The sequence below is a fragment of the Streptomyces roseolilacinus genome (genome assembly GCF_014649335.1).
Lineage (GTDB): Bacteria > Actinomycetota > Actinomycetes > Streptomycetales > Streptomycetaceae > Streptomyces > Streptomyces roseolilacinus.
On sequence record NZ_BMSV01000005.1, the window covers coordinates 86,087 to 98,123 of the forward strand.

Here is a 12,037-nt window from a genome sequence, read left to right on the forward strand (position 1 = left end):
TTGGCCCCCGCCGTCCAGGGCGTGTGGGCGGCGCTCGGCCCGCCCGGGGACGACCCGCTGTGCGCGGCCCTCGTCGCGTACGTCGCCGCCTTCGACTGGCGGCGGCGCGCGGACCTCCTCGACGCCCACCCCGGCCTCCTCGGCGACCGGGTGGACGAGGTGCTCGACCGGCTCGCCACCACGGCCCCCGACGCGCCGGAGACGGGAGGCGACCCCCGGCCCGGCACCTGGGCCTGGACCTTCGCCTGCCACCGCGACACCCTGCGCTTCGTCCGCGCCCGGGGCGAGTACCGCGACCTGTTCGACCACGTCGCGGACGACCCGTCGGAGATCCCCGGCATCGAGGAGGCCGCCCGCCTCGGCGGTTCCGCCGAGGCCCTGCTGTGGCGCGGGGAGACCCTGCTGCGGCTGCGCCGCCACGAGGAGGCGTCGCGGGTCCTCGCGCGGGCCGCGGAAGCGGCCCGCCGGGACGCCGACCACGCCGCCGAGGGCGACGCGGAACTGATGCTGTGCCGACTGGAGCACGAGGCCGGCTCCCCCGTGGACCCCGGCCGCCTGCGCCGCGTCGTCGGACACGCCCAGCGGGCCGAGGCGGCCTTCCGCCGGGCCGACCGCCCCGAGGGCGTGGCCCACGCCCTCGTCTTCGCCCTCGGCTGCGCCGCCGACGAACGGGACGACCTCGCCGTACGGCACCTGCTGGACAAGCTCCGCGCCGTCGACGAGGCGTGGTGGCGCTGGTGGGACGCCTACACGGCGGCCCTGCGCGCCTGGGCCGCGACGGGGGACACCGAGGGGCTCGTGTGGTGCCGGGACCACGCCCACACGCTCGGCCCCTTCGGGGAGGGGCTGCGGGAGAGCTGCGCCTGCAAGGTCGACTTCTCGGAGGGCGGGGCCGCCGTGCTGGACCGGCTGCTCACCGGCCCCCCGCCGGACCGGATCGAGACCGAACGCCTCCGCCTCCGCTCGCAGGTGCGCCAGCGGGAGGCGTCCGCCGCGCACTTCCTCACGTACCTCCTCGCCGCCCGCCGCGCGCAGGACGAGGGGGACTGGGCGACCGCCCTCGACGTACTGGAGCGGAACACCAGCCGCGGGCTGCTCCACCAGGCGCCGATCGCCCGCCGCTGGGCGCACGCCCCGAACGACCTGCGCACCGAGGCGGACGAGGGCAACGAGGGTTTCTTCGACGCCCTCGCCCGCCACTTCGACGCCCCCGGCCCCGCCACCGCCAAGCTGCTCCGCCACGCCATGCGCGACCGCCGGGAGCGCGACCGCGTCCTGGAGGAGCGCCTCGTCGCCGCCGTACCCGGGGCCGACGCGCCGGTCCCGCGCCCCGTCACCACCGCCGAGGTCGCCGCGCGGCTGCCGCGGGGGCACGAGGTGGTGCTCTACACCCCGACCGGCTCCGTGGTCCTCCTCGACCGCGACGGCCCGCGGTTCCTCGCCCCGTACGACACGGACGCCGTCCACGCGGCGGCCGCCCGGCTGCGCGGCCTGCTGACCGACCCGGCCGGCGGGGACCCGCTGCGCTCGGAGGCCGCGCGGTACCTGGGGCGGGCCCTGACCGAGCCGGTGCGGGGCGCCGCCCGCGGCTCCCGGCTGTCCGTCGTGCCCACCGGCGCGCTGTGGGGGCTGCCGCTCGGCGTGCTCGGGGCGCGGCCCCTGGACGAGGACCGGGACCTCGGCTACGTGCCCAGCCTGAGCGTGCTGACGGCCGTCCTGGAGCGCAAGCGGCTGCGCCGGCGCGTCGAACGGTTCGTCGGGGTGGCGGACCCCGACGGCAGCCTCCGCCACGCGCGGGCCGAACTCCTCGACGCCGCACGCCACTTCGCCGACGCCACCACCCTCGTCGGCGACGAGGTCGCCCTGCGGCCGGCGCTCGCCAACCTGGAGGACGCCGACGTCGCCCACATCGCCTGCCACGGGCTGACCTTCCCCGACCACCCCGAGTACTCCGCGCTCCGCATCGCGTCCGGCCCGCCGCGCGCGCGGTTCCTGCTGGCGCAGGACGCGGGCGGACTGCGGCTCAACGCCCGGCTGGTCGTCCTCGCCGCCTGCCACTCCGGCAGCTCCCTGAGCACCGGCGGCGACGAGTACGTCGGCTTCCCCGGCGTGTTCCTCATGGCCGGTGCCCGCTGCGTGGTCGCGCCCCTGTGGGCGGTGGACGACGCGTCGACCGCCCGGGTGATGTCGGCGTTCCACGAGGCCCTCGCGGCCGGCGGCACCCCGGCGGCGGCCCTGCGCGCGGCGCGGCGGCGGGTCGCCGAGGACCCGGCCACCGCCCACCCGTACCACTGGGCGGCCTTCCAGACCTTCGGAGTGTCACCGTGACCGCCGACCCCGCCGCCCGGCGACGCGACATCGAACCACCACCCGCGCACACCGCCCCCGAGCAGCCCTGGGCGCTGTGGCTCGGCGGCGACCTGGAACAGCTGTACGAGCTGTTCGCGGAGAGGCAGCTGGCGTTCGTCCACGCCGCCGCCCACCGCGGCCTCCGGCCGGTGAAGCCCCGCGTCGACGAGATCGTGCGCTGGGTGCGCGACGAACTGGTCCGCCTCGGCGTCCCGCACCGCACCGTCCTCGCCTTCGAGGCCGACATGGCGCACATTCCCGCGGGCCCGGAGCCCGACACCGCCGTGTGGGAGGAGCACACCCGGGTCGCGCGGCGCATGGACGCGCTCATGTACGACGTGGCGGGCCGGTTCGACGGGACGGACCGGGCTCTGTACGACGTGGGCGTCGCCCTCACCCGGCTCGTCCTGTGCCTGCGCATGGTCGACGGGCCGGGCTTCCCCGACGAGGCGGGCCGGAGGTTCCAGGGGCTGTACCGGACCGAGCTGCGGCGCACCACCGTCCTCCTCGGGGCCTTCCTCGACCGCCTCGCGGCCGTCGTGCGGGAGACCGGCACGCCCGACACGGACCTGCTGCGGGAGCTGCGCCTCCTCGGCGCCGTGCTGGGGCGGGGGCTCGACCTGCCCGGGGCCCGGCGGGAGGCGTACCGGCAGATCCGCCGGGTGCACGAGCGCGCCGGCCTCTTCCTGCAGGTCCCGCTGCCCGAGGACGGCCCCGGCCCGGAGCCCGGCCCTCAGCACCCCGACGGCCCCGGGGCCTTGGCCGGCTCCGGCACCTCGGACGGCGCCGGCGCCTCGGCCGGTTCGGAGAGCCCGATCGGCCCCGGCGCCTCGGACGATCCCGAGGTCCCGGCCGGTCCCGAGGCCCCGTCCGTTTCCGGGGCTCCGACCACTTCCGGTACCCCGCCCGTTTCCGGTACCCCGGCGGGTCCCGGCACCTCGGACGGCTCCCATGGCCCCGAGGGTCCCGGCGACCTCGACGGTCCCGACAGCACCCACGACCCCGACAGCACCCACGACCTCGGCGGCCCCGACGGCCCCGACGGTCCGGAGGACGAGCGGGACCTGGCCGGCCGGCCGCTCGACGCCACCCTCGCCGACCTGCGGGGCGGACGCGACCGCGTGCTCGCCGCGCTGCGCGAGACCGGGGACGCGCGGGCGGCCGTCACCGCGATCGGGGAACTGCGCACCCGCTACCGGCTGGCGCTGGGACCGCACCACCGCGAGACGCTCGCCGTGCACAGCACGCTCGCGCAGGCGCTGCTCGCGGCGGGGAGGCGGACCGAGGCCGTCGACCTCGCCTTCGACACGGCGGCCACGGCGGCGTACCACTACGGGCCGCGCCACCCGGACACCGCGCTCGTCGTCTCCCTCCTCCTGCCGGTGCCGCTGTACTGCGGCGACCCCGACGCCCTGGCCCGGTTCGCCGCCGACCACGTCGACTGGCTGGTGTCCGGGGAGGTGGAGGGGCCCGCGGAGCTCTTCGCGGTGCCCCGCGCCCTCGTCCTGCGCACCCTGCGGGAGGCCGCCGGCGAGGAGCCCTGAGCGGGCGGCCCGGACGCGCTCAGGCGTGGGCGCACCCCGGCCCGCCCGGGCACAGCAGGAACGTCACGCGCAGCACCGCCATCCGCGTGGCGTCCCGCGACGGGGCGGCGACGACGTCCCGCCGCCCGCCGACCCCCTCCCGCACCAGGACCCCCAGGTTCTGCGGCCGGTCGGAGAACACCGCCGTCAGCGTCTCGAACCGCGGGGCGTCCCGCGGCAGCCCCGCCGGCCAGGACACGGGCAGGCCGGGGTCCTCCCCGCCGGGCCACCGGCCCAGCGACCGCGACTCGCCCGGCACCAGCTCCACCCCCGACGGCTCCGCCGTGTTGAGCACGCTCACCCGGCCGCCCACGCCCAGGTCGAGGACGTTGGCGTAGAGCGTGCCCGCCCCGGCCGCCCCGAGGTGCCGCACGCGCAGCCGCACCCGGTCCCCGGGGTGCAGCACCGCGTCCCGGACGGGCGCGCCCGTGGCCGCGACGACGGCGTCGAACGCGACCGGGGCCGACAGCCGGTACGGGACGGATCCGGGCCCCAGCTCGCGCAGCCGCGCCGCGACGGCCAGGTCCTCCACGTCCCGGCCCACGCGGGCGGCGGCCTCCCCGTCCAGCGGCCGGGGCCGCTCGTACAGGGGCCGTCCGGCGGTGTCGAACAGCATGACGCCGTCCGGGCGGACCACGATCGTCGCCAGGTCGCCGACGGCCGGCGCGGTGTCCGTCCGCAGGCCGGGGACGGCCGCCCGCCACCGGTCGGGCCACCCGGGGGGCAGCGCCTCCGCGCCCCCGTCGACGCGCAGCCGCACCGGGCCGGCGGGGCGGCCCGTGCCCACCGGACGGGCCTCCGCTCCGTCCGGCACGGCCCGCCGGTCCCGCCGCACCAGCCGGGCGGCTCCGTCCCGCACCTCCACCACCACGGCGACGGGCGCGGTGGCCGGGTCGGGGGCGCCGCCCAGCGGGCCCAGCAGGTAGGCGTCGCCGACCTCGATCCCGTGCAGGGCCGCGCCGTCCAGCCAGGCGCTCGCCGTGCCCGGGTGGAGGCGCACCGGCAGCGCCGTGGGCCGCTCGCGGCGCGCCTCGCCGAACAGGACGCGGGACGTGGGGCCTTCGGCCTCCGGCCGCTGGTCGGCGTGGTGCGTCAGCACGCGGTGCCGGACGCGTTCGCCGAGCATGTGCCAGGTCAGCCCGGCGTCCAGGGCGGCGACGACGGCGGCCGTGAACAGGCCGTGCACCGCGCCGAACTCGGGGGAGTACGCCTCGAAGGCCCGCTGCCCCGGCGAGCAGGCCACCAGGCGCACGGCGTGCGGGTTGTCGTCGTACCAGGGCTCGTCGGGGTGCTCCGCCCGCAGCCGGCGGAACAGGCCGGCCGCCTCCGCCCGCCGCCGCCGCACGGCGCCCCTCGGCCAACGCGCCTGCCGGCCCCGTACGTTCGTCCCCTCCGGGAGGGGGTCGCGGGACATCCGCGCGGAGTGGCAGCTGTCCAGCAGCGTGGTCACGTTGCGGGTCCTGAGCGTCAGCCGCCACTGCAGGACGCTCAGTTCGTCGCCGAGGATGCCGCGGAAGTCGTCCGCGGTGCTCCGGTCGATGTCGGTGGGGAGGAGGAACCGGAGCTCCTCCGGCGCGCCGGGCGGGCGGCCGGGGCCCTCGTCGAGCGTGCTGCCGTGGCCCGCGTAGTAGACGAGCGCGGCGTCGCCGGGGCGGGTGGCCCGGATGAGGTCCTCGTACGCGCCGAGGATGCCGGCGCGCGTCGCGTCCGGCCCGTGGACCGGGTGGACGTCGAAGCCGTGGGCGCGCAGGGAGGCGCCGACCAGTTCGGCGTCGTTGCGGCACCCGCGCAGCCCGTACGTCTCGCTCGCGATGACGAGGGCGCGCCGGGCGGTTCCGGCGGGGGCGGTGGTCGTCGTCACGGACTGTCCTTCCGGCGCGGGCGTGCGGGCGCGCGCCGCGCGGAAGCGCGCGGCCGGCGTCCGGGCGGCGGCGAACTCCCGGGAACCCGGGGAGTGCCTTCAACGTAGCGCCGTTCGCCCGCAGGGCGTGCCAGGCGTCGGCGGGCCGACCGGAACTTCGCGGACACGCCCCGGGGCCCGCGACCGCCCTCCCGCCACCGGGCGGGGCGTCCGCCCGGCCCGGCGGCGCCGGTGCCGCCCGCCGCGGCCGGCCGGTTTCCCCGTCCGGGGCCCGCCCGCCGGCCCGCCGCCGCGGGGCGGGTCGCGGCGCCGCGCGTCCGGTGCCGCCCTACCGCACGGTACGCGCGTAGCCTGGAGGAGGACTCGGGGCCGTGACTCTCTTCCTGGGAGGCGGACGATCATGGCAGGACTGGTCTGCAGGAGCTTCGACGCCGCCGACGAGACCCGTCCCTTCGAGGACGGCAAGGGGCGGCTGGACCTCCTGGTCACCGACGGCGGTCCCGTGGGGCGCGCCGTCTTCGAGCCCGGCTGGCGCTGGTCCGAGCACGTCAAGCCGATCGTGGGGACCGACAGCTGTCAGGCCGCGCACACCGGGTACGTGGTCAGCGGCCGGATGAAGATCGTGATGGACGACGGGGAGAGCGTGGAACTGGGCCCCGGCGACTTCATGTCCGTCGCTCCGGGCCACGACGCGTGGGTGCTGGGCGACGAGCCCTGCGTGGCGCTGGACTGGACCGGTTTCGGGGAGTACGCCCGGTCCGGCGGCTGACCCGTACGCCGGGGGGCGTGCGCGGGCGCCCGCGCACGCGCACGCGCCCGGGACGGTGCCGGTCAGCCGTTGGCGAGGGCCTGGACGCGGTCGTAGGCGCCGTTGAACCGGTTGTGGTCGCCGACGATCGGGCCCGAGGAGGTGTACTGCCACATCGTGTGGTAGATCCAGCCGGCGGGGAGTTCGCCGACGGTGGTGTCGTAGCGGGCGATCCACAGCGGGTTCGCCGAGGCGAAGCCGCCGTGGTTGCCGGTGCACTGCTTCCACCAGCTCGTCGCCGTGTAGATCACCGCGTCGCGGCCGGTGCGGTACCTGTAGCGGGCGAGGAAGTCGCGGATCCACGCGACCATGCCGGCCTGGGTCTTGCCGTAGCAGGCCGGGCCGTAGGGGTTCCACTCGATGTCGAGCGCGCCCGGCAGGGTCATGCCGTCGCGGGACCAGCCGCCGCCGTTGTCGACGAAGTAGTCGGCCTGGGCGGCGCCGCCGGCCGTGTCGGGGGTCGCGAAGTGGTAGGCGCCCCGGATCATGCCGGTGTTGTACGAACCGTTGTACTGCTGGGGGAAGTAGGGGTTCTTGTAGTACGTCCCCTCGGTGGCCTTCACATAGGCCCACCGCACCCCGCTCGTCCACAGGGCGGGCCAGTCGACGTTGCCCTGGTGGCTGGAGACGTCCACGCCCTCCGTCTGGGTGGCGTGGGGGCCGGCCGGGACGCCGCCGACGCCGTCGTGGGCGGCGACGCCCGCGCCCATCCGGGCGGTGCCCCGGGGCGGCTTGCCGGGCCGGTCGGCGGCGCTCGCCGCTCCCGGGAGGGTCAGGAGGAGGGCCAGGACGGCGAGCAGGGCCGTGACCATGGCGGTTCGGGTCGTTCCGGATCTGTGCACGGGCATGGCGTGCCTCCGAAAGCCTGGTGTGGACATGTCAGGTGGCGGTTCACGCTACGCACGTAGAACGCACCGCGGAAGGCCGGGGCGGCACCGCCGTTGGTCTACGCCTCCGAAACCGGCGCCGAGCTGCGACGACCCCCCGTACGTGGCCGGAACTTTCACTCCGGGCCCCGCGCGCCGCCACCAGCCCCCGCGCCGAAACCGCCCGCCCCCCGGCCCCGGCCCCCGTCCAGGGAGACACACCCGGCCGCATCCCCCGTCCCCCCGGTCGAACCGGATTGTCCGAAAAGGGGGTTGCGCGCCGCCGAGCCGGGGAACGACCTTTGACGCCCGCGCGGGGGCGCGGGCCGGGGGAGGGTACGCACGTGTCAACGGGGGAACCACAGGCCAGGATTCCGGCCTATCCGGGTGTCGAGCGCTTCGTCGACGCCTTCGACAAACTCGTGGTGCGGCCCCGCCGCGGGCGCGGCCGCGCCCCGGTGGTGCTGCTGAGCGAACCGGACGGCGGGCGGGCCGGCTGCCGCATCGTCGCCGGGCTGAGGTCCCGGCTCACCGGCCGCCACGGCCGGCTCGCGCCGCACGCCTACCTCACGGAGGCCGTCGGGGACCCGGCCGTCGCACCGCTGGAACTGTACGAGCAGATCGCCTACCAGCTGGGCGAGTCCATGCCGCACGGCAGCGGCCGGCTCCACCTGCCCTCGTACCGGCTGCTGCGCGCCGTCGTCACCGCGCCCGCCGCCGGCGGCCTGATGGAGCGCCGCCCGAAGGAGCTGCGCGACCACTGCTACGCCCAGCACCGGGAGGTCTCCGGGCTCGCCCACGGCCTGTGGTGGCTCGGCGGCCGGGACCAGGCCAACGGCGGCACGCTCCTCGAACTGCTGTGGAACTTCGTCGCCGGCCCGCTCTTCCAGCGGCTGCCCCGCGCCCTGTACGGCAGGCGCGCCAACCGCCGCATGCTGGGCCGGGCCCGCTCCGGCACCCGCCGCTGGTACGCGGAGTGGGTCCGCCAGCAGCAGGGCACCCCGCCCGCCGACTTCTTCCGCTCGGCGCTGGACCTCGTCGGCGGCGGCCCGGACGGCGACCCCGAGCAGCTCGACCGCATCCTCGTCCACGCCCTCCTCGCCGACCTGGAGGCCGCGAGCCGCCGGCGCTGGTACGACCCGTGGCGCCGGCGCCGCGTCAGCCGCTTCGTCCTGCTGGTGGAGGAGGCCGGCCCCGCCGAGTCCCGCGTCCAGCGGTTCCTGCGCGAACTGCGCTCCGCCATGGAGGACCTGCAGTGCACCTCGGTCCTGGCGGTGGCGGCCGGGGTGCGCACGCTCGCCAGCCGCATCCCCGACATCGAGGCCCCCGGACTGGCCGCCGCGGGCGCGGAACTGGAGCACATCGCCCAGCACGGCACCCCGCCGGGCCGCCCCTCCGGCATGGTGGTCCCCGTGGCCGAGGGCCCGGAGGACGACCAGGCCGCGACGTACTGGCTCGGCCGCTGGCCCACGCTCGCGCCGCCCGCGCACCGCTGGGGCCCGGGCGCCGAGGTCGCCGCGGCCCTCGGCGCCGCGCTGCTCGCCCTGGTGGTGACGGCGGGCCTGGTGGCGGGCGTGCCGTTCGGTCGCGGCGGCCCGGACCCGTGCCTGGGCTCCACGTTCCTCGGCACCGACGGGCAGTGCGTCGGCGTCGCCGAGCGCGCGGAGTCGTTCGACACGAAGGACGGGAAGCGGCCGCTGCCCGACGGGGAGCGGGCGGTGCGCGACGTGCTCCAGCGCATCGAGCGGCAGAACAAGGCCGTGGAGCGGGAACTCGCCGGCCGCGCCCCCGGCGACATCCGCCCCGAGGCCCGTACCGTCGTCTACTTCGGGCCGCTCAGCGGCGGCAAGGACGCCGACGACCCGGTGCGCGGCGGCACGCTCGCCGAACTGCGCGGCCTCGCCCTGGCCCAGTCCTTCGTCAACGCGCAGGCGCTCGGGTCGGGGGAGCGGGTGCCCCTGCGGGTCCTCGCCGCCAACGCGGGCGACCGCTTCCAGGACGCCCGGGAGGTCGCCCACCGGATCGTCGAACTCGCCGCCCGGGACCGGTCCATCGTCGGCGTCCTCGGCTTCGGCCAGAGCCGTCGCCGCACCTACGAGGCGATGCGGGTCTTCGACGAGGCGGGCCTGCCGATGGTCGGCACGTCCGGCACCTCCGACGAACTCCTCGCCCAGGGCGAGCACTACTACCAGACCGCGCCCACCAACTCCCGCGCCGGGGAGGTCATGGCGGCGTTCGTCCGGTACGCGCCCATGGTCGCCGGCCGGCCGGCGAAGGGGGTCCGGCTCGTCGCCGACCCGTCCGACGTCTACAGCGCCGGCCTCGCCGCCGCCTTCCGCGCCGCGTACGGCGAGGAGCGCACCACCACGCTGCTGTACACCCCGGCCGACGCGCCCGAGCCGTCCACCGCGCCCGGCCCGCCGGCGGGCACCCCGGTCGCGACCCTCGCCGACCTGGCGCGCGAGGTGTGCCGCGCGGTCGCCGAGGAACCCGGCACGGCCGTCGTGTGGGCGGGGCGCGGCAGCGACCTCCAGCTGTTCCTGGGCGAACTCGCCCGGGGCGCGCGGGCCTGCCCGAAGCTGAGCGTCCTCGGTGGTGACGACGTCACCAACGCGCTGACCGAGGAGCGCCGCCCCTGGGAGCTCTTCCCCGGCCTGGACCTGTACTACGTCTCGCACGGCCGGGCGCCGGCCCTGTCGCGCGAGAGCGGCGAGGCGGCGGCCTTCCTCGCCGCGTACGACCGCACGTACGCGAAGGACCACGGCGCCCGTACCGGCGACATGCGCCAGGACGCCCACGTCGCGCTCGCCTGGGACGCCATGCGCTACCTCGCCGAGGGGGTCGACCAGGCGTGGCGGGGTACCGGCGGGCGCGACGACCGCCTCGACCGGCGGCTGCTCCAGGCCGTGCTGTACCAGGGGCTGGGCGGGGGCGGCCTCGACGGCGCCACCGGCTGGATCGACGCGCACGGCGCGGCGGGCGGCGGCCGGCTCACCGGGCGGAAGCTGATCGCGGTGGAGCGCGGCGGACCGGCGGGCGCGCGGACCGTGCTGCTGTGCGGGGCGGTCGCCCGCGACGACGTGCGCGAGCGGTGGGGGAGCGGCCCAGGGCGCCCCTGCCCCTGACGGGCGGGTGCCGCCGCACGGGCGGCCCTTGTGCGGCGGTGCTGGTCACGACTTAATTCACTACGTGAGTTAAGCTGTGCGGCGTGATGTCGGCCGCTGTGTGCCCGAGCGGGGACAATGACGCGACGGGCCGGCGGAAAGGGGCGGGAGATGGCGGGACGAACCGGGCGCACGGTCTACGACCTGCGCAGGAGCAACAGGGCCGCCGTACTGCGGCGCCTGTACTTCGACGGGCCCCTCAGCCGCCAGGAGCTCGGCCCCGCCACCGGTCTCAGCTCCGGCACCATCAGCAACGTCGTCGGCGACCTCACCGCGGACGGACTGGTCGAGGAGGCCGGCAGCGTCGAGTCGGACGGCGGCCGCCCCCGCATCCTCGTGCGCGTCGCCCCGGCGAGCGGACACCTCGTCGGCGTCGACGTCGGCGAGACCCGCGTCCGCGTCGAGCTGTTCGACCTGGCCCTCACCGAACTCGCCCGTACCGAACGCCCCCTGACCGGCGACGGCTACGACGTCGACGGCATCGTCGGCCACGTCCGCGACGGCGTCGGCGAGGTGCTGCGCCGCGCGGGCGTGGCCGCCGAGGCCCTCCTCGGCGTCGGCGTCGGCGTGCCCGGCATCGTGGAGCGCACCCCCGAGCACGGCGCCGTCGTCCACGGCCAGACCATCGGCTGGGACGCGGTCCCCCTGGAGGAGATGCTCAGGAGGTCCAGCGGCCTGCCCGCCTCGGTGCCGTTCCTGATCGAGAACGGGGCCAGGACCCTCGGCCAGGCCGAGATGTGGTTCGGCGCCGGACGCGGCGCCCGCAGCGTCGCCGTCGTCCTCCTCGGCTCCGGCGTGGGCGGCTGCCACGTCACCGACGTCGCCCAGCAGGGCCGCGCCCTGGAGTGGGGCCACCTGACCGTCCAGGTCGGCGGCCGCCGCTGCCGCTGCGGCGCGCCCGGCTGCCTGGAGGCGTACGTCGGCGCGGGCGCCCTGCTCGACCGGTGGCGGGAGGCGGGAGGCCGGCCCCCGGCCGGCGCCGGCGAGGAGGCCGCGCTGGCCGCGCTCGCCGACGCCGCCCACCCGCCGTCCGGCGGCGACCCCGACCCGGTGGCCCGCGCGGTGCTGCGGGAGGCCGCCGAGTACCTCGGCGCGGGGTTGTCGGGGCTCGTCAACCTGTTCCAGCCGGAGAGGATCCTCGTCGGCGGCTGGGCCGGGCTCCGGCTCGGTCCGCGCTTCCTCGCCGACGTACGCGCGCACGCCACCGCCTACTCCCTGTCGTACCCGGCGGACCGGGTCACCCTGGACCTCGGGGCCCTGGGGCCGGACGCGGTGACGGTCGGCGCGGCCACCCTCCCCCTGTCCGTCTTCCTCGAAGCCGGCGGCCACCGCCCCCCGGCGGCCGCCCGCCCCGCGCAGACCCCCGCCTGGCAGGCCGCCCTGGAGGCCCGCGCCCTCGGCTGACC

General features: G+C 77.5%; 7 protein-coding genes. 5 read left to right on the forward strand and 2 right to left on the reverse strand.

Annotated elements, in window-relative coordinates:
• Both IE106_RS13295 and IE106_RS13300 read left to right on the forward strand, forming a co-directional pair.
• Complete coding sequence (locus IE106_RS13295; RefSeq protein WP_189533400.1) at positions 1-2,328, forward strand: CHAT domain-containing protein; 2,328 nt, start codon at positions 1-3, stop codon at positions 2,326-2,328.
• Positions 2,325-3,893: a collagen-like domain-containing protein gene (locus tag IE106_RS13300; protein WP_189533402.1), complete on the forward strand. Its 1,569-nt coding sequence runs from the start codon at positions 2,325-2,327 to the stop codon at positions 3,891-3,893. The genes IE106_RS13295 and IE106_RS13300 overlap by 4 nt, the downstream gene beginning before the upstream one ends.
• A gap of 19 nt (positions 3,894-3,912) precedes the next feature.
• On the opposite strand, the gene IE106_RS13305 is transcribed toward IE106_RS13300, so the two are convergent.
• Positions 3,913-5,793, reverse strand: a complete 1,881-nt coding sequence (locus IE106_RS13305) for a caspase family protein (RefSeq protein WP_189533404.1) — start codon at positions 5,791-5,793, stop codon at positions 3,913-3,915.
• A gap of 400 nt (positions 5,794-6,193) precedes the next feature.
• Here IE106_RS13305 and IE106_RS13310 point away from each other — a divergent pair, with 400 nt between their 5' ends.
• A complete protein-coding gene (locus tag IE106_RS13310) occupies positions 6,194-6,562 on the forward strand; it encodes a cupin domain-containing protein (protein ID WP_189533406.1) in 369 nt (122 codons plus the stop codon).
• 62 nt (positions 6,563-6,624) lie between these two features.
• Here the strand turns inward: IE106_RS13310 and IE106_RS13315 are convergent, their stop codons facing one another.
• Positions 6,625-7,449, reverse strand: coding sequence for a lysozyme (locus IE106_RS13315; RefSeq protein WP_189533408.1), 825 nt, complete (start codon positions 7,447-7,449; stop codon positions 6,625-6,627).
• A gap of 362 nt (positions 7,450-7,811) precedes the next feature.
• On the opposite strand from IE106_RS13315, the gene IE106_RS13320 reads away from it, so the two are divergent.
• Complete coding sequence (locus IE106_RS13320; protein ID WP_229840377.1) at positions 7,812-10,592, forward strand: ABC transporter substrate-binding protein; 2,781 nt, start codon at positions 7,812-7,814, stop codon at positions 10,590-10,592.
• Between the two features lie 150 nt (positions 10,593-10,742).
• Positions 10,743-12,035 carry an ROK family transcriptional regulator gene (locus IE106_RS13325; RefSeq protein ID WP_189533410.1) on the forward strand — a complete coding sequence of 431 codons (1,293 nt, stop codon included), beginning with the start codon at positions 10,743-10,745 and terminating at the stop codon, positions 12,033-12,035.
• Positions 12,036-12,037 lie beyond the last annotated feature (2 nt).

What these genes read in the sequence shown, in the direction of transcription:
- IE106_RS13310 (WP_189533406.1), top strand. Translation starts at nt 6,194, where the DNA reads ATGGCAGGACTGGTCTGCAGGAGCTTCGACGCCGCCGACGAGACCCGT.
- IE106_RS13315 (WP_189533408.1), bottom strand. Translation starts at nt 7,449, where the DNA reads ATGCCCGTGCACAGATCCGGAACGACCCGAACCGCCATGGTCACGGCC.
- IE106_RS13325 (WP_189533410.1), top strand. Translation starts at nt 10,743, where the DNA reads ATGGCGGGACGAACCGGGCGCACGGTCTACGACCTGCGCAGGAGCAAC.